This is a genomic window from Nocardiopsis sp. MG754419 (assembly GCF_018207095.1).
Classification (GTDB): Bacteria; Actinomycetota; Actinomycetes; order Streptosporangiales; family Streptosporangiaceae; genus Nocardiopsis.
Map to the genome: position 1 here is coordinate 16,463 of NZ_QOCZ01000009.1, position 18,164 is coordinate 34,626.

14 protein-coding genes are annotated in these 18,164 nt (G+C 71.9%); 9 read left to right on the top strand and 5 right to left on the bottom strand.

What is annotated here, in order from left to right; genetic code table 11:
- Window positions 1–100 precede the first annotated feature (100 nt).
- Window positions 101–1,186, bottom strand: a complete 1,086-nt coding sequence (locus DSY14_RS03100) for a suppressor of fused domain protein (RefSeq protein WP_211714885.1) — start codon at window positions 1,184–1,186, stop codon at window positions 101–103.
- Between the two features lie 218 nt (window positions 1,187–1,404).
- Between DSY14_RS03100 and rlmN the strand changes: the two genes are divergently transcribed.
- Together rlmN and DSY14_RS03110 are read left to right on the top strand one after the other, a co-directional pair.
- Window positions 1,405–2,502, top strand: coding sequence for a 23S rRNA (adenine(2503)-C(2))-methyltransferase RlmN (rlmN, locus tag DSY14_RS03105; RefSeq protein ID WP_211714886.1), 1,098 nt, complete (start codon window positions 1,405–1,407; stop codon window positions 2,500–2,502).
- Between the two features lie 6 nt (window positions 2,503–2,508).
- Window positions 2,509–2,982, top strand: a complete 474-nt coding sequence (locus DSY14_RS03110) for a hypothetical protein (protein WP_211714887.1) — start codon at window positions 2,509–2,511, stop codon at window positions 2,980–2,982.
- 39 nt (window positions 2,983–3,021) lie between these two features.
- On the opposite strand, the gene DSY14_RS03115 is transcribed toward DSY14_RS03110, so the two are convergent.
- Entirely contained in the window at window positions 3,022–3,885 is an 864-nt protein-coding gene (locus DSY14_RS03115; protein WP_307851112.1) for an alpha/beta hydrolase, read from the bottom strand.
- Between the two features lie 77 nt (window positions 3,886–3,962).
- On the opposite strand from DSY14_RS03115, the gene DSY14_RS03120 reads away from it, so the two are divergent.
- From DSY14_RS03120 to DSY14_RS03130, 3 genes are all read left to right on the top strand, one after another.
- Window positions 3,963–4,289 (top strand): transcriptional regulator, encoded by a 327-nt coding sequence (locus DSY14_RS03120; RefSeq protein WP_211714888.1) that lies wholly within the window; start codon window positions 3,963–3,965, stop codon window positions 4,287–4,289.
- 239 nt (window positions 4,290–4,528) lie between these two features.
- A complete protein-coding gene (locus tag DSY14_RS03125) occupies window positions 4,529–5,341 on the top strand; it encodes a carbon-nitrogen hydrolase family protein (protein ID WP_211714889.1) in 813 nt (270 codons plus the stop codon).
- Between the two features lie 240 nt (window positions 5,342–5,581).
- Complete coding sequence (locus DSY14_RS03130; RefSeq protein ID WP_211714890.1) at window positions 5,582–5,824, top strand: hypothetical protein; 243 nt, start codon at window positions 5,582–5,584, stop codon at window positions 5,822–5,824.
- Window positions 5,825–6,081: 257 nt separating this feature from the next.
- Here the strand turns inward: DSY14_RS03130 and DSY14_RS03135 are convergent, their stop codons facing one another.
- Both DSY14_RS03135 and DSY14_RS03140 read right to left on the bottom strand, forming a co-directional pair.
- The gene (locus DSY14_RS03135; RefSeq protein WP_211714891.1) at window positions 6,082–7,590 is read right to left on the bottom strand and encodes a CoA-acylating methylmalonate-semialdehyde dehydrogenase; all 1,509 of its coding nucleotides are present in this window, start codon (window positions 7,588–7,590) and stop codon (window positions 6,082–6,084) included.
- Between the two features lie 136 nt (window positions 7,591–7,726).
- A complete protein-coding gene (locus DSY14_RS03140; RefSeq protein WP_211714892.1) occupies window positions 7,727–9,013 on the bottom strand; it encodes an aspartate aminotransferase family protein in 1,287 nt (428 codons plus the stop codon).
- A gap of 183 nt (window positions 9,014–9,196) precedes the next feature.
- Between DSY14_RS03140 and DSY14_RS03145 the strand changes: the two genes are divergently transcribed.
- Together DSY14_RS03145 and DSY14_RS03150 are read left to right on the top strand one after the other, a co-directional pair.
- Window positions 9,197–10,801 (top strand): PucR family transcriptional regulator, encoded by a 1,605-nt coding sequence (locus DSY14_RS03145; protein ID WP_211714893.1) that lies wholly within the window; start codon window positions 9,197–9,199, stop codon window positions 10,799–10,801.
- Window positions 10,802–10,956: 155 nt separating this feature from the next.
- Window positions 10,957–11,445, top strand: a complete 489-nt coding sequence (locus tag DSY14_RS03150; RefSeq protein WP_211714894.1) for an Lrp/AsnC family transcriptional regulator — start codon at window positions 10,957–10,959, stop codon at window positions 11,443–11,445.
- Window positions 11,446–11,719: 274 nt separating this feature from the next.
- Here the strand turns inward: DSY14_RS03150 and gabT are convergent, their stop codons facing one another.
- On the bottom strand, window positions 11,720–13,054 hold the full coding sequence (gene gabT / locus DSY14_RS03155; RefSeq protein WP_211714895.1) for a 4-aminobutyrate--2-oxoglutarate transaminase: 1,335 nt from the start codon (window positions 13,052–13,054) through the stop codon (window positions 11,720–11,722).
- Between the two features lie 213 nt (window positions 13,055–13,267).
- On the opposite strand from gabT, the gene DSY14_RS03160 reads away from it, so the two are divergent.
- Window positions 13,268–14,752 (top strand): PucR family transcriptional regulator, encoded by a 1,485-nt coding sequence (locus DSY14_RS03160; protein WP_211714896.1) that lies wholly within the window; start codon window positions 13,268–13,270, stop codon window positions 14,750–14,752.
- A 144-nt stretch (window positions 14,753–14,896) separates the two neighbouring features.
- Window positions 14,897–18,028, top strand: coding sequence for an ATP-binding protein (locus DSY14_RS03165; protein WP_211714897.1), 3,132 nt, complete (start codon window positions 14,897–14,899; stop codon window positions 18,026–18,028).
- Window positions 18,029–18,164: the final 136 nt, after the last annotated feature.

The window sequence follows — 18,164 nt, forward strand, 5'->3', positions numbered from 1 at the left end:
CCCATCGACCGGGGCATGGTCGTCGAACCGCGCGGGCGGGTCAACCGGTTTTCGGGAGGGCGATGGGGCGCCGACGGAGGACGTCGGCTCGGGGCGGAACTCAGCCCAGGATCCAGCTGCGGTTCTCCGCCGCGAGCTTCTCCACCAGGGTCGCGCTGTCGTGCTCCTTGGCGAACAGGTGCTCCGGGCGGGTGATCGGCACGATCCACAGCCACCGCACCGGGTCGCCCTGGAAGGAGAGCCCGGAGGTGTCCGGTGGCACGTGGGTCGGGTCGGTGACCAGGGGACCGGGGTCCTCCAACAGCAGGACCGCGCCCGCGTCGCCGCGCATCGCGCGGTCCTCGGGGTTGTCCAACCACTTGACCGTGTGCCCGGTCCCGAACCAGGTGACCGCGCGCCACGGGAAGGCCCCGATCCACCGGAAGATCCGTGCCGCGTGGTGCGCCGGCAGTGTCGTGGCCAGCGCCAACTCCACCCGGGCGTGGTGGGAGGTGTCGGCCATGTACCGGTCCAGGGTGGGCATGCGCTGCCCGCACATCCCCACCGTGGACAGGATCGTGAACGGTCGTTCCGCGGTCGGAGGGCGCTCCGACACCCGGAGCAGCGGGGGATGCCCGTCGGAGACGTCCCAGTAGTGCCCGGCCGCGCCCACCCGGCGGTTGAGGTGGCTCAGCACCGTGCGCTGCACGCTCCGCCAGGCCCCGGAGGCCCGTCTCCAGTCCCAGTAGGCCTCGGCGTGCACGACCCGCGGCCACAGTCGGCGCTTCACCGAGTCCAGCTCCCACGCGTAGGCGCTGCGCCCGATCGCCTCGCGCGCGTACCCGGGAAGTCCGCTGTCGGCGTCCGCCCATCCGGGGATGACCGCCAGCAGCCCCTCCTCGTCCAGCAGGGCCACCCCGTCGCCCTCCTCGAACCAGACGGCGCGCAGGGTCTCCGGATCGAAGCGGGGGCGCCCTTGGGGGTGCTTGGTGTGCGCCTCCGGCATGAGCGGCGCCCGGCCCTGGTAGAGGTCGCCGGGCTGTACCTCGCTCGGGGCGCTCTCGTGGTTGGCCAGCCACACCGGGACGCGGATGCGCTCGCGGGCGTCCAACAGGTAGGCGGCGGTGGTGTGGGAATCGCACTCCACGACGACGCGTCGGCTCTGGTAGGGGCTGATCTCGTCGAGCAGGACGTCGATCTCGGTCACCGGCCCTCCACGTATGCCGACCCAGGGGGTTGTCGTGTTGTCGTGGTCACCGAAAGGGCAGGACCCGTCCGGGCTGTCCACACTGCGCGTAGAATCGACGGTAGTGCCCTGACAGGCGGAGCAACGCCGCAGCCGCGTATAAGTCGTATAACGACCCGCGGCGCCACATCCCTTCCGCGCCGGGCGCAGTCCACCGACTCCACTCGTTACGGATCCTTATGCCCGCCGAGCTGACATTCGTCGCACCCCGCCGTGCCAAGCCGCCCCGGCACCTGGCCGACCTGACCCCACAGGAGCGCCAGGAGGTCGTCCGCGAACTGGGCGAGAAGCCGTTCCGCGCCAAGCAGATCGCCAAGCACTACTACGGTGCCCTGGAGTCGGACACCTCGAAGATGACCGACCTGCCCGAGGCCTCCCGGGAGAAGCTCGGAGAGGCGCTCCTGCCGACGCTCCTCACCCCCGTCCGGCACATCACCTGTGACAACGGGATGACCCGCAAGACCCTGTGGAAGGCCTTCGACGGGGTCATGTTCGAGTCGGTGCTCATGCGCTACCCGGACCGCGTCACCCTGTGCATCTCCTCCCAGGCCGGCTGCGGCATGAACTGCCCGTTCTGCGCCACGGGGCAGGCGGGTCTGACCCGCAACCTGTCCACCGGCGAGATCGTCGAGCAGGTGGTCGCCAGCGCCCGGGACCTGGCGCGCGGTGAGGTCGCCGGTGGCCCCGGGCGGGTCAGCAACATCGTGTTCATGGGCATGGGCGAGCCCATGGCCAACTACAAGCGCGTGCTCCAGACCACCCGCCAGATCACCGACCCGGTCCCCGAGGGCATGGGCATCTCCCAGCGCGGCGTGACCGTCTCCACCGTCGGTCTGGTCCCGGCCATCAACAAGCTCATCGACGAGAAGATGCAGGTCCGCCTCGCGATCTCCCTGCACGCCCCCGACGACGAGCTGCGCGACGAGCTGGTGCCGATCAACACCCGCTGGAAGGTCCGGGAGGTCCTGGACGCGGCCTGGCGCTACGCCGGTACCACCGGGCGGCGCGTGTCCATCGAGTACGCCCTCATCAAGGACATCAACGACCAGGCTTGGCGTGCCGACCTGCTCGGCAAGCTCCTCAAAGGCCACCTGGTGCACGTGAACCTCATCCCGCTCAACCCCACACCGGGGTCGAAGTGGACCGCCTCGCGTCCCGAGGACGAACGCGAGTTCGTCCGGCGTCTGCAGTCCCACGGAGTGTCCGTCACCGTCCGCGACACCCGCGGTCAGGAGATCGACGGCGCCTGCGGGCAGCTCGCCGCCGCCGAGAAGTAGACGCCCGTGGTCGAGACCCTCCTGGCCTTCGTGGTGGCCACGGCGGCCGGGCTGGTCCCGATCCTCAACATCGAGGTGTACCTGGTGGGCGCCGTCGCCCTGGTGGACGACGGCGCCCTCGTCGCGATGGCGGTGGCCGCCGCGGTGGGACAGACCCTCGGCAAGATCCCCTACTACTACGTGGGCAAGGGGACGATCTCCGCGCCCTGGCTCAGGCGCAGGGCCGCCACCCCCGGCAAGTGGTCGGCGCGGATGGCGGAATGGCGCGCGAAGGCGGAGGCCCGACCGGCCTGGGGCGCGGGCCTGCTGGCCCTGAGCTCCTTCGCGAGCGTCCCGCCGTTCATGGTGGTCTCGGTACTCGCCGGGGTGGTCCGGATGAACCTCGTCCTGTTCTGCGTGATCACCTTCGTGACCCGCGCGGCGCGCTTCCTCATCCTCGTCCTGGCGCCCGCCTGGGCCCTGTCCTACCTACCGGGCTGAGCCGCCGAACGGAAGGCCGGCGAACGAGGCCGGTGCGGATCACAGCACGTGGTCGGCCAGGCGGGTGAACGCCCCGATCACCTCGGGGCCGTGCACGAGTTCGGCGTCGTTGTGGTCCGCTCCCGACAGCACGACCTCCTCGAACGGTCCCCCGCGGGCCAGGGCCACCGCGTGGCTCTGCTCCGCCGGAACGATCGCGTCGACGTCCCCGATGACCACGGTCGTGGGGGACTCCACCCGCGCCACCTGCTCGGTGACCGGGTAGCGGTCCCAGAGCATCGAGCGCACCGGTAGGAGCGGGTAGTGGACCTCGCCCAATTCCGCCAGAGAGCTGAACGGCGAGCGCAGGAACAGTCCGGCGGGTGGACGTTCGACCGCCAGGGCGGTGGCCACGGCGGCACCCAGACTTTCTCCGAAGTAGAGCGTGCGGTCGGCGTCGAAGCCCCGTGCGGCCAGATGGTCGGCGGCGGCGCGGGCGTCGGCGGCCAGCCCCTCCTCGGAGGGCGAACCCTCGTTGCCGCCGTAGCCGCGGTAGTCGAACAGCAGGACGGAGAAGCCCTCGGACGCCAGGGCCCGGGCCAGTGGCGCCCGGCTCTCCCGGTTGCCCGCGTTGCCGTTGGTCACCAACACGGCGGCCTCGCGGTCCTCGTCCCGAGGCGGTACGAACCAGCCGCCCAGGTCGACCCCGTCCTCCGTGGTCAGCCGGACGTCCTCGGCCCCCTCGATCACGTCGGCGGCGGTTGGTGGCGCACCTCCGAAGGGCGCGTAGATCACCGATCTCTGCATGGCCCACATCAGTCCCGCCACCACCACGAGTACGACCGCCACCGCCGCCGCGACGATCAGCGCACGTCCTCCCCGGTGACGCCGGGGCGCGGGTGTCGAAGCGTCGGTACTGCTCACGACGGTCCTTTCGGGGGAGTACGGGGTTCCTCTCCGTCCGGGCTACCCGATTTCCGGTGCGTGGGAACGGACCGACCATGGGCACGCACTTGGAGGACATCGCGGAGATCGACCGTCTGGTGCACGAACCCTCGCGGTTGGCGATCACCAGCGCGCTCCGGTCCTGCGAGAGCACGGACTTCCTGTTCCTCCAACGCGCCACCGGGCTCTCCAAGGGCAACCTCTCCAGCCACCTGTCCAAGCCGGAGCGCGGCGGGCTCGTCGTCATCACCAAGACCGCCCGAGGTCGTCCCCGCACCCTCCTCGCCCTCACTCCGGTCGGCCGCGACACCGTCGCCGAACACGGGGAGCGACCGACCCGACTGCGCGACGCCGCACGCGACCGGACCGCCCCTGAGGAATGAGCCCCGGCGGCGCCGCTGCGTTCCGCGCGGCCCCGTGCGCCGTGGGGTGACCGCGTCGGGACCACGGAGCCCGGCAGGGGAGCCGGCACCGGCCTCTCGGCCGTCCGGCGGCGACCGTGCGTTCCCGGTGTCGTCGGACCACCGCCCCGCGGGTGGGCGGAGCCGGCCCGGACGTACACTCGTGGCACGTTCGGGGTGGGCCGGCCGGGTCGCGCCCCAGGCCTCGAGGGGGAAGTTCGATGGTGCAGGTCGCGGTCGCCCAGTTCGCGCCGGGGCAGGACAAGGCCGAGAACGCCCGCTCGGTGGCCGAGCTGGCCGCACGTGCCGCCGTCGCCGGCGCCGGGGTCGTCCTGCTTCCCGAGTACACGATGTTCACGGCGCCGCGCACCGATCACCGCTACGTCGAGGCGGCCGAGTCGCTGGACGGGCCCTTCCTCGCCGAGGCCGCCGACACCGCGCGCCGCGAGGGTGTGCATCTGGTGCTGGGGGTCAACGAGTCCGGGGGCGAGGGCTCCTCGCACTTCACCAACACCCTGGTGGCACTGTCCCCGCAGGGGGAACGCGTGGCCCTGTACCGCAAGATCCACCTGTACGACGCGTTCGGTGTCAAGGAGTCCGACGTGGTCGCGCCCGGCCCGATCGAGGCCCCGGAGACCTTCGTCGTCGACGACGTCGTCTTCGGTCTGCAGACCTGCTACGACCTGCGCTTCCCCGAGGTGACGCGGCGGATCGCCGACGCCGGGGCGCACGTGGTGCTCTTGGCCGCTCAGTGGGTGCCGGGGCCGCTCAAGGAGGAGCACTGGCGCACCCTGGCGCGCGCCCGCGCCGTCGAGAACACCGTCTACGTGGCCGCATCCGGCCAGGCCGCCCCCAGCGGCGCGGGTAACAGCATGCTCATCGATCCCATGGGCACCCCGCTGGCCTCCCTGGGCGAGCAGACCTTCGAGGTCGCCGCCGCTCGGGTTTCGGCCGAACGCGTCGAGTCCGTCCGCGTCACCAATCCCGCGTTGGCGATGCGTCGATTCGCGGTGGTCCCTCGTACCGAAGCGTGAAGGCCCTGATCGGCTTCGTGTGCACATATCGGTCACAGTGCATGAATGGCCACTTCTCGCCCCGGGTCTTCCCAGGGTTCGTTACTTAGGGTTATGATTTACCTTCACGGAGTGATTTAGATCGGTCCGGGCCCTTCCAGGCGCCGAGGGCTTCTGATTCAATTAAGAGCCGGTAACTATCGGCCCGCCAGACTGTCCTAAACCACGGGGGGAGCAAGGACATTGCGCGGAACGAGCACGATGTGCGAACCAGACATGCCGACCGACGCCGTATTCGAGCCTTACGTCTATGACCCGAGCCTGCTGAGCCGGGCGCAGTGCATGGGGGATGCCTGCGCCGTCTGCCACACCAAGTGGCCCCGGCCTCGCCGGGTGCTCGGGGAACTGCCGGACGGGGCCCATGTGTACGGGTGTGACGAGTGCGCGGGGATCATCGGCCTCCAGCCGGTGACCGCGGGCGAGCCGCTGATGGCGGCGCGCTGATCGGCATCCCGCCCTTCAGGGGCGGAAGTGACGGTCGCGCTCCGGGTCCAGGGGGAGAAGTCGGACCCGGAGCGCTTCCGTCGACGCGCCCGCTTCCATGGGGAGGAGGGGAATTGAGCGCGTCTTCTCAGGATGGCTCGCATGGCTGCGTGGCCGATGGCCACGCCCCGTGAAGGGCGCCACCGTCAACGATACTCCGTGTCGCGCGTCACCGACGGTCAGTGAGAGACATCCATGCGGTATTTCGCCGAAGTTCCTCAGCCATTGGTGGGGAATCCCAGGTCCACGCCGCCTTCGGGCCGACGGCCCGGGTCGGCCCAGCGGGCGGTGACCGCCTTCGTCCGTGTGTAGAAGTGGACACCCTCCGTGCCGTGGACGTGCGAGTCTCCGAAGAGCGACTGCTTCCAGCCGCCGAACGAGTAGTACGCCATGGGCACCGGGATGGGCACGTTGATGCCCACCATGCCGACCTCGATCTCGTTCTGGAAGCGGCGGGCGGCGCCCCCGTCGTTGGTGAAGATCGCGGTCCCGTTCCCGTACGGGTTGTCGTTGATGAGCTTGACGGCCTCGTCGTAGTCGCCCACGCGCACCACGCTCAGCACCGGACCGAAGATCTCCTCCCGGTAGCAGGACATCTGCGGTCCCACGTGGTCCAGCACGGACGGACCCAACCAGAACCCGTCCGCCTCCCCGCCCGACACCGGGTGCACCCGGCCGTCGACGGCCAGGGTCGCCCCCTCGCGCACACCCGACTCCAGGTACGAGGCCACCTTGTCCCGGTGCTCCCGGGTCACCAGTGGCCCCATCTCGCTGCGGTCGTCGTCCCCGGGGCCCACACGCAGCCGGGCCACCCGCTCCTTGATCCGGTCCAGCAGGTCGTCGGCGACCGAGTCCACGACCGCGATCGCGGAGATGGCCATGCACCGTTCGCCCGCCGAACCGAACCCGGCCGAGACCGCCGAGTCCGCCGCGAGGTCGAGGTCGGCGTCGGGCAGCACCACCATGTGGTTCTTCGCGCCACCGAGCGCCTGCACACGCTTGCCGTGTTCGGCGGCGGTCCGGTAGATGTACCGCGCGATCGGGGTGGAGCCCACGAAACTGACCGCGGCCACGTCCGGGTGCTCCAAGAGCGCGTCCACCGCGACCTTGTCGCCGTGCACCACGTTGAACACACCGTCGGGCAGCCCCGCCTCCTTCCACAGCCGGGCCAGGAGGTCGCCCGCCGAGGGGTCCTTCTCGCTGGGCTTGAGCACGAAGGTGTTCCCGCAGGCGATCGCCACCGGGAACATCCACATCGGCACCATCGCGGGGAAGTTGAACGGGGTGATGCCCCCGACCACGCCGAGCGGCTGCAGGATCGAGTAGGAGTCCACGCCGGTGGACACGTTCTCGGAGTAGCCGCCCTTGAGCAGGTGGGGGATACCGCAGGCGAAGTCCACGACCTCCAGGCCGCGCGCCACCTCGCCCTGGGCGTCGGAGAACACCTTGCCGTGCTCGGAGCTCACCAGGGCGGCCAGTTCGTCGGAGTGGGCGCTCAGCAGCTCACGGAAACGGAACAGGATCTGGACCCGCCTGGAGAGCGAGGTGTCCCGCCAGCCGGGGAACGCGGCCTTGGCGACCGCCACGGCCGCGTCGACCTCCTCGGGGCCGGCGAAGTCCACCGTGCCGGTGATCCGACCGGACGACGGGTCGTAGATGTCCCCGCTCCGTCGCGCGGGCCCCTCGTGGGCGCCGCCGCCGATCCAGTGGGTGACGTGCTTGCTCATACTGCCTCTTCCTGGTGCGGGGAGCTGTTCTCGGGCGTCGGATCGGCGCGGGCGGCCCGCGGCCGTGCGGACGCGAAGGACGTCGTGCGCACCCGGGGGAGGACGGTGTCGCGCCGCCCCTCCACCCGGGGTCGGCTCACGCCTGGTCGGCGACGGACCGGACGGCGTCCAGCAGGATGTCGCGTCCCTCGGCCGCCTCCTCCGTGGACAGGGTCAGGGGCGGGGCCATCCGCAGGACGTTGCCGTGCACGCCGCCCTTGCCCACCAGCAGTCCGCGCTCGCGGGTGGCCTCCAGGACCCGGCCCGCCAGCGGGGAGGAGGGCGCGCCGGTGGCCGGGTCGACCATCTCGATCGCGAACATCAGCCCCTTGCCGCGCACGTCCTTCACACAGTCGAACTCGCGCAGGGCCCGCAGCCCGTCGATGATGGTGTCACCCTGCCGCAGCGCGTTGCCCTGAAGGTCGTGTTCGAGCACGTAGTCGAGGGTGGCGCCGGCCGCGGCCATGGACACGGGGTTGCCGCCGAAGGTGGCCACGCCCAGTGCCTTCAGGCCGTCCATGAGGTCGCCGCGGGCGACCACGCCGCCCACCGCGAACCCGTTGCCCAGGCCCTTGGCGAAGGTCATGGCGTCGGGGGTCACCCCGTGGTTGCCGATCCCGAAGAAGCTCGTACCGGTGCGGCCCCACCCGGTCTGCACCTCGTCGGAGACGAGCAGGATGCCGTGCTCGTCCAGGACCTCCTTGTACGCGGCGTACAGGCCGTCCGGCGGCATCGCGAACCCGCCCACGCCCTGCACGGGCTCGGCGATCAGGCACGCCACGTTGGGCGCGGTGGTGTCGAGGACCTCGCGCAGGTCGGCCACGCACACGTCGATGTACTCCTGCTCCGACAGATGCCGGAAGGCGGGGGAGGAGTGGTCGGTGCCGTGCAGGTAGTGCACGTTGAGCGGGGACAGGGAGGAGTTCTTCCAGGCCTTGTTGCCGGTGACCGCCACGGTGCCGAAGGAACGACCGTGGTAGCTGCCGCGCAGGGCCAGCACCTCGTCGCTGCCCCGGGCGTGGGTGGCCAGCAGCAGGGCGGTCTCGTTGGCCTCGGTGCCGGAGTTGGTGAAGAACACCTTGGCGTCGGGGATGCCCGACAGGCGGGCGATCTTCTCGGCCAGCTCCACCTGGGAGCGGATGAGGTACAGGGTGGAGGTGTGCACGACCCCCCGGGCGATCTGCCGCTCGACGGCCTCGCGGACCTCGGCCACGTCGTAGCCGAGCATGTTGGTGACGATGCCGGTGAAGAAGTCGAGGTAGGTCCGGCCTTCGGCGTCCGTGACACGGGCGCCCTTACCGCCGACGATCTCCAACGGGGACTCGTAGTACAGGGGCAGCCAGGAGGGCATGACCGCCCGGTGGCGCGCAAGAAGTTCCGACATGCCCTCAGTCTCCCCAGGGGCCGAACACTTGGCCAGGATCAGCATGGTGACAACATGATGGGTGGCTTTACATGATGTAAATCCGCCCCCGTGGCGTGGAACCCGTGCTCACGCGACCGGTGCGCGGTTCACCCTGTCAAGGGAAACCCGCCTGAACGTGACAGAACGTCCTAGACTGACGGCGTGCTTCCCACCCTCGCCGAGGTCCTGCGTCTTCCCGCCCTGCAACGCGCCCGTCCCCGTGTGGTCGCCGGCTCCGCGTACCTGGACGTGGCCGTGCGCTGGGTGCACATCGCCGAGGTGACCGACCTCGCCCATCTCTTGCGCGGGGGCGAACTCGTGCTCAGCACCGGCATCGCCATGCCGGACGACCCCGACGCCCTGCGCCGCTACATCGAGGACATCGCCGACGCCGGGGTGAGCGGTATCGCCGTCGAACTCGGCCGCAAGTACCACGCCGAGCTCCCCCGGGCCTTCCTCGACGCCGCCGAGGACGCCCGCGTCCCCGTGATCCTCCTCGACCGGGAGGCGCGGTTCGTCGAGATCACCGAGGCCGTGCACATCCGTGTGGTCAACGAACAGCTGGAGGAGCTGCGCGAGTCCGAGAAACTCCACTCGGTCTTCACCCAGCTGTCCGTCGAGGGGGCCGACGCCACGCAGATCCTGCGCGAGGTGGCGCAGCTGTCCGGATGCCCCGTCGTCCTGGAGAACCTCACCCACCAGGTCCTGGCCTGCGACCTCAACGGCGAGGACCCCGGGACCCTGCTCACCTCCTGGGAGAGCCGGTCGCGGTCGGTCCGCTCCGGGACCCGTACCGTGCACGCCCCGACCACGGGCTGGCTGGTCACCACCGTCGGCGCCCGAGGGCAGGACTGGGGGCGTCTCATCCTCATCGTCGGTGCCACCCCCACCGCCCGCCAGACCATGCTCATCGAACGCGCCGCCATCACCCTGGCCCTGGGCCGGTTGCTGGAACGCCACCAGGAGAGCCTGGAGCGGCAGACGCACCGAACGATCATCACGGGCATCATCGACCGCTCCTACTCCGATCCCGAGGAGGCGCTGGTGCGCGCACGGGCGGTGGGCGTACCGCTCAACGGGCGCGAGCTGGTGGGGTTGGTGTTGCGCCTGCGCGAGAACGGGACCGGTCTGGCGGCCCAGGCACGTCTGTCCGACACCGCCGAGGGCGCGGCCCGGGCCTGCCGTGAACTGCGGTTGCCCGCCCTGGTGGGTTCGCTGGACGACCTCCGGGTCGGGGTCCTGCTGGCCCTGCCCGCCCGCCAGAGATTGGACGCCACCCTGCAACTGCTGGCCGACCGGGTGCGTTCCAAGCTGGGCGACGCCGCGGTGCTGGCGGTGGGTTCGGCGGCCGACGACATCCGCGACGTGCGCCGTTCCTTCCTGGAGGCCCGTCAGGTCGGTGACGTGGCCATCAAGCAGAGCGACCGGCGCTCCTTCTACCGGCTGCCCGACCTGCACCTGCGCGGACTGCTGCACCTGTTCCGGGACGACGAGCGGTTGCAGACCTACGTGGAGCGCGAACTGGGGCCGTTGCTCGACCACGACGCCCGCCACGGCGGCGACCTCGCCGACATGCTCCGCCACTACCTGGGGGCCGGGCGCAACAAGGCGCTGGCGGCGAGCCGGGCGCACCTGTCCCGACCGGCGTTCTACGAGCGGTTGCGTCGCATCTCGTCGGTGCTGGACGTCGACCTGGAGTCGGTGGAGACGTGTCTGTCGCTCCACGTGGCACTGCTGTCCCTGGACTCGGTCCGGGACCAGCACTGACCGGTATCGGGGTGCCGGTCCCTCCCTCCGTTGGAGCGGTGCAGTACCTTGGAATCCGTTGTCTCGGCCCGTGTGAAGAATGATTTTCCACGGTCGAAACGTCGAAAAACTGTGGTAACCGTATCCAGATCCATCGGTAACACTCGGAGGGCCCTGTGACCGAACCGCCCGAGCCCGGCCCCGCCCGCCGGGTCAACGGGGTGGCGTTGGACGACACCGCCAAACGCATCATCGAGGTCCTGCAGGAGGACGGACGCCTGTCCTACGCGGCCATCGGCAAGACCGTCGGCCTGTCGGAGGCCGCGGTGCGCCAACGCGTGCAGCGGCTCCTGGAGGCGGGTGTCGTCCAGGTCGTGGGGGTCACCGATCCCATGACGCTCGGCTTCCACCGCCAGGCGATGATCGGTGTCCGCACCACCGGGGACCTCAACGCGGCGGCCGACGCCGTGTCCGACCTTCCCGGAGTGGAGTACGTCGTCATCACCGCCGGCTCCTTCGACCTCCTGGTGGAGGTCGTGGCCGAGGACGACGCCCGACTGCTGGAGATCCTCGCCGACATTCGCGCGGTGGACACGGTGGAGAGCACCGAGACGTTCCTGTACCTCAAGCTGCGCAAACAGACCTACGCCTGGGGCACCCGGTAGCCGTGGCCCCCGGGGCCCGCGCCGCGCCTCGCCCCGTGTTCGGGCGTCCGAGTGGTCGGGAGCCTTCGGCGTCCACGGTGCGATGGCCCGTTCCTCGCGCTCCCACCCACCGCGCCCCCACGGGTTCCGGGGGCAGGGGCGCCGGCGCCCGGACCCACACCCCTTCGGGGCGGGGGCTGCGCGTTCACCGAACCCCTCCACATGGCGTGGGGCGGTGTCCGCAACAGCCCCCGGGTGGCGCGGCGGGCTTCGGTGGGGGCTCCCCGGGCCGGGACTACAGCGCGGCGAGCGCCTCCTCCAGCAGGTTCAGGCCCTCGACGAGCAGGTCGTCACCGATGACCAGCGGGGGCAGCATCCGGATCACGTTGCCGTGGGTGCCGGCGCTCAGCAGCACCAGGCCCCGGGCGTGGCAGTGCTTCAGCACCCGTGCCACGGCCTCCGGGTTCGGCCGCCCGTCGCCCTCGACCAGCTCGATCGCGACCATCGCGCCCCGACCACGCACGTCGCCCACGACGTCGAACCGCTCGGCGAAGGTGCGCAGCCGGGCCAGCATCAGCGCACCGATCTCGCGGGCGCGCTCCACCAGGCCCTCGGACTCGATCACCTCCAGTGCGGCCAGGGCGGCCGCGCACGCCGCGGGGTTGCCCCCGTAGGTGCCGCCCAGGCCGCCCCTGTGCACGGCGTCCATCAGCTCGGCGCGGCCGGTCACGGCGGCCAGCGGCAGCCCGCCCGCGATGCCCTTGGCGGTCGTGATCAGGTCCGGGACGATCCCCTCGTGCTCACTGGCGAACATGTGCCCGGTCCGCGCGAACCCGGTCTGCACCTCGTCGGCGACGAACACGATCCCGTGGGCCCGGCAGAACTCGGCCAAGGCCGGAAGGAACCCGGGGGCCGGTTCGATGAACCCGCCCTCGCCCTGGATCGGCTCGATCACCAGGGCCGCCACGTTGTCGGCGCCGATCTGCTCTGTGATCCGGTCGATGGTCACGGCGGCGGCCTCCGGGCCACAGTTCTCCGGTCCGGTGGGCCAGCGGTAGGCGTAGGCCATGGGCATGCGGTGGATCTCGCCGGCGAACGGACCGAACCCGTGCTTGTAGGGCATGTTCTTGGCGGTCAGACCCATGGTGAGGTTGGTGCGGCCGTGGTAGGCGTGGTCGAACACCACGACGGCCTGGCGTCCGGTCGCGCCGCGGGCGATCTTCACCGCGTTCTCCACCGCCTCGGCGCCGGAGTTCAGTAGGATCGACCGCTTCTCGTGGTCGCCCGGGGTGACCCGGTTCAGGGCCTCGCACACCTCCACGTAGCTCTCGTAGGGGTTGACCATGAAGCAGGTGTGGGTGAACCGGCCCAGTTGCTCGGCGGCGCGCTCGGCCACGCGCGGGTCGGCGTTGCCGACGTTGGTCACGGCGATGCCCGAACCGAAGTCGATGAGCGCGTTGCCGTCGACGTCCTCGATGATGCCGCCGCCCGCGCGTTCCACGTACACGGGCAGCACGCTGCCCACGCCCTGGGCGACCGCCGCGCCACGGCGTTTCTGGATGGCGCGGGACTCGGGCCCGGGGATCTCGGTGACGATCCGACGGGACTGGACGACCTCGGTCGTGGCCATGCGGCTGCCTCCTTGCGGGGGTCGGTGCTCCGGGGTGAGGCACGAGGACACGGTCCGGGACGCTCTCCGGCACGCGGTGTCTCCATGCGGACCCGCCTGACATTAGGCCGCGTGGAAAACGACACACATGGACATAGTGGATAATCGAACCAGCGTCCTGTGCCATTGCGGCAGGGAACGCGAGGACGTCGACGGGTGATCAGGGGAGGGGCCATGCCACCGACACTCGGTGCGCTGCTGCGCACGCCCAAGCTGCGGTTGCGCCTGCTCACCGGCGGAGACCGGCTGGACCGGCAGGTCGAGTGGGTGGCGGTCAGCGAACTCACCGACCCCACGCCCTACCTGGCCGGGGGCGAGCTGGTGCTCACCACCGGGGTGCGGTGGGCGGAGGAGATGCCCGACCTGCGCTCCTACGTGCGTCGCCTGGCCGAGCGCGACATCGCCGGGGTGGGGTTCGGCGCCGCGGTCGTGTGGGAGCGCACCCCCGACGAGCTGTGCGCGGCGGCCGAGGAGTTCGGCGTGACCCTCGTGGAGGTGGCGCGCGAGACCCCCTTCATCGCGGTCGGCAAGGAGGTCTCGCGGCTGCTCGCCCAGGAGGAGTACGAGGGGCTGGGGCGGGCCTTCACCGCCCAGCGCGCGCTCACCCGGGCCGCCCTGAGCGGGGCCGGTGCGGTGGTGGACCGGCTCGCTCGTGAACTCGACGGCTGGGTGGTGCTGATGGAACCCGACGGCGCGGTCCGGCACGCCGCCCCGGCCTCGGCGGCCGACCACGCGTACCGGTTGGCTCCCGAACTGCCCCGGCTGCGCGGTGCCGGTCCGCGGGCCGGCGCCTCCGTGGTCTCGGGCCGTGAGCACGTGGCCCTCCAGTCCCTGGCTGCCGGTCGCCGGGTGCGCGGGTTCCTCGCCGTGGGCGCCCGGGAGGGGTTCGGTTCGCACGACCGCACCCTGGTGCACGCCGCGGTCTCGCTGCTGACGCTGGAACTGGAACGCCCCGCCGCGGAGGTGGGCTCCGGGCTCGTCCCCGGTGTGGTGGCCGCGCTCTTCGACGGTGCCCTGGACCCGACGAGTCCGGGGGCCGCGGCGTTGGCTCGCGTCCTGCCCGCCGCACCGGTGGTGGTGGCCGCCGCCCAGGACCCGCCGCCGGAGGGGCCGTGGCCGGAGGGCGTGTGGGGCACGGAGACCACCGACGTGTCCACCCCCGGTACCGCGCGCACGCTCCTCCTCGCCGCGGCCGACCGGGCCGACCTGCTGCCCGAGGTGTGCGACGAGCTCTTCGAGGGGCCGGTGGGTCTGAGCGAACCCGTGGACTACAGCGAGCTGGCCGTCGCCCGTGCCCAGGCCGAGCGCGCCCTGTCCGTGGCGGTGGAGGAGGCACGCGCGATCGTGCGCTCCGGTGATCTGCCCGGCGGCCTTCTGGGGATGACGGACACCCCGGCCGGGCTCCGGTTGGCCGACGACCTGCTCGGCCCTCTCGACCGGCAGCGCAACGCCGCCGAACTGCTCGCCTCGCTGCGCGCCTACCTCGCCGCCTCCGGACGCTGGGACGCGGCGTCCGAGAGCCTGGGGGTGCACCGACACACCCTGCGTTACCGGATGCGGCGCATCCGGGAACTGCTCACCGTGGATCTCGACGACCCCGATCACCGCGTGGAACTGTGGATCGCGCTCCGTGTCCGGGAAGGGCGCGGTCGACCCTGAGTGCCCCTTCTTCGTCACCCTGAGTGAAATTCGCTGCGGGTTCCTGCGTTCCCCGGGTGGGGGCGCGCGGAATGCACCACAATGGGACCCGATAGCACGGAGTAATCACGTGGTCACATGTGACCGTGTGCTCAGGGGGACGCTGTGAGGTCACTGCGGGACGAGGCACAGATCGGACCGGCCGCGGTCCACACCGCCGGCGGTCCGGTCGGCGAGACGGGCGCCCAGGGGGTCGGGGTCGGGACGGCCTCGCGACGCTGGAAACCCCCGGTCGATCAGGGCGAGGTCCGTTCGTTCCTGGCCTACCTGCGCTCCTGCCTGCACCGGGAGGCGGTCCACGGCCACGTCGTGGACGCCGAACACCTGGACTCCGACACCTGCGCCTGTCTGCCCGCCGGGCCCGAGCTGCTCTTCAGCGGGGCCAGGGACACCCTGCCCCTGCACCACGAGAGCGCCCGCGTCATGCGGCTCGCCGGGCGCTACGGCCAGGCCCTGCGCTACGGCTACCCCCTCGTCGTCCTGCCGGGCGGGCCCGAGGACGGTCCGGGCGAGCCACGGGTGACGTTGCCGCTGCTCACCGTCGACGTGCGGGTCGTGGACGAACACGAGGAACGCCACGTGGGCGACCGGACGGGCGTCGGCGACGCGCTGTTGGTCCGCGCGGTCGGCCCTCCCGACGTCAACACCGCCCTGCTGGCGCTTCTGGGCATCACCGACCCCGAGGACCTCTTCGAACTCCGCACCCGGCTGCGCGCCGGGGCGCCCGACGTCTTCCACCGCCCCGCCGCCGTCGCCGACCTGGCCGCCAAGGTCCGCACCCTGCTCACCCGGCTGGAGATCGAGCGGGTGGACGACATCGCCCCGCTCGGTACCCGGGGGCTGCCCCGGCGGCTGCACATCGGAGCGCACAACACCGCCGTGTTGTTCCGCGCGGGGCCCGGCGGGCAGCCCGAGGTCGACGAATCCCGCCCCGGCAGCGTCGAGGGCCTCCTGGCCGACCTCGACCCCACCGACAGGGACGGTCTGGACCCCGACGCGATCGGCGGCACCGCCCTGGAGGCCCTCCTGGGGGCCCGTCCGGCCGGTGGTTCCACCGACCGCGACCACGGATCGACCACGGCACGGCCGACCCGGTCCCTCCTGAGGCGCGGGGCCGGTCGGCGTGCCGACGCCACGCGGGACGCGACCCCGTCGGTCGTCCCCGTCTCCACCACCGCGCTCGGCCAACCCCAGTACCGGGCGTTGCGGGCCGCCATGCACGAACAGCTCACCGTGGTCGCCGCCCCACCGGGCGGTGGTGTGCACGACCTCGTGGACGCCATGGTCCGCACCGCCGTCACGGCCGGACAGCGCGTCCTGGTGTGCGGGCGCACCGAGGCCGACGTCGAGGCGGTCTTGGGCCGGGCCGACACCGACCCCGGCCACCCCGTCGTCCGGGCCGGCGGCGCCGGCGGGCGTGCCGACGAGGTGCACCTGCTCACCCGTCTCCTGGGACAGCGCTCGGGCGCCCTCCCGGTCTCCCTGACCCCGGACGAGGACGACCCCGACCGCACCGACGACCTCGGTGCCGCCTGGGCCCGGGTCCACGACGTGTGGAACGCCATGGACACCATGGCCTCCGGCGGACACGCCCTGGCCCACCTGGCCGAGGAGCGCGGCCGCAGCATCGCTCTCGGCTGGGACCCCGAGACCCTGTTCACCCCCGAACGCGGCGGCCCCGAGTACTGGCTGCACCGCGCCGAACGCGCCGCGGCCCGCGGTCTGGGCGGCCTGTCCCACCGCGCCGCCGTGCGCCGGGAACTCGGCGTGACCACCGACCCCGACAGCCTGGCCCGACTGCGCGCGGTGGCCCGCCTGGAGAGCGAGTGGCGTGAGGCCGTCGACCGTCGGACCCGGTGCGCGCCCCTGGCCGAGCTCACCGGTGACCTCGCCCGCGCCCTCGACGACCACCGACGTGCCGCGGGACGCCGCCTGAGCACCATCACCGAGCCCCGCCTGTGGCGCGGCCGGTCCGCCCTCGAGAACCGTCTGGAGACCCTGAACTGGCACCACGGCGACGGTCGGACGCAGCTCAGCGGTCTTCTCGACACCCTGCCCGCCTGGGTCTGCCGCACCGACCAGGCCCGGGCCCTGCCCTCGCGGGCCGGACTGTTCGACCTCGTGATCGTGGTGGGTGCCGAGCGGACCCGGGTGGGCGAGCTCCTGCCCGTCCTCTACCGGGCCGACCGCGCCGTGGTCGTCGGCGACCCGGCGCACCCCGGGCCGCTCACCGTGCTGGAGCCCGAGGAGGAGCGCCGAGCCCTGGCCACCGCCGGACTCACCGCCGACCACCTCGATGACCGCGCGCTGCGCCACGGCTCCGGCTCGGCGCTGTGCGCCGCCTACAAGGCGGCTCCGACCATGATCTGGCTGGACGAGCAGCGGGGCGCGCCTCGCGCCCTGGCCACGGTGGCCTCCCGTCACTGTTACGGGGATCGGATCTCGGTGACCACCGAACCCGCTCCGGCCGACGGCCCGGCCTTCGACTGGCGTGACGTCGCCGGAGAGTGCCAGGCCGCCCCGGGGTCCTCCTACGTCAACCGGGAGGAGGCCTACCGGGTCGCCGTGGTGGTCGACGAACTCGACCAGGTCCTGCCCGAGGGGCACACGATGGTGGTGGTCGCTCCGTTGCAGCCCCAGGCGGCGCTGGTCCGCCGTCTGCTGCGGCAACGGGTCCTGCGCCACCGGGTCCGCGTCGGGGGACCGGATCTGCTGACCGAGGGGGTGGGAACGGCCGATGTCACCGTGCTGTCCCCGATGCTCTCCACCGGGGCGCCCGCCATCGCCGAACGGCGCGTGCGTCGGATGACCCACCTGTGGGCGGCGGTGCTCACCCGGACCCGGGGCCGTCTCGTGGTCGTGGGCGACCGGTCCCACTGGTCCGAGGGCGACGGGCCCCTCGCCGACCTGCTCGCCGGGGCCGTGTCCACCGCCGGTGTCGCCACCGCCGCCGACCCGGCCGGCGCCTCCCTGGTGGAGGCCCTGCGCACCGCCGGCACCGACGTCACCGTCGGACCGCGCATCCACGGATGGCCCGCGGACCTGCTGGTCCGGTACGGGGCCCGCGGCGTCGTGCTCCTGCTCGACCGTGAACCCGACGGCGCGGCCCTGCGCCGGTTGCTGGCGCGTGGTGAGGCCCTCAACCGGTCGACCGAGGAACTCGTCGTGATCGTTCCCGCCTGGCGCTGCCTGGCCGACCCCCACGCCCTGGTCGAGGAGATCCTCGCCGCCTGCTGACCCCTTCCGGCGTCCCTCACCGGGGTCGGTTCCGACCGCGGACCGCCCTATCCTGAGGGCGACGGACACATGCCCGCGCGACCCCCGACGACGCCCGCCTCCCGGGCCGGGGCGAGGGCACGACGAAGGGGACACG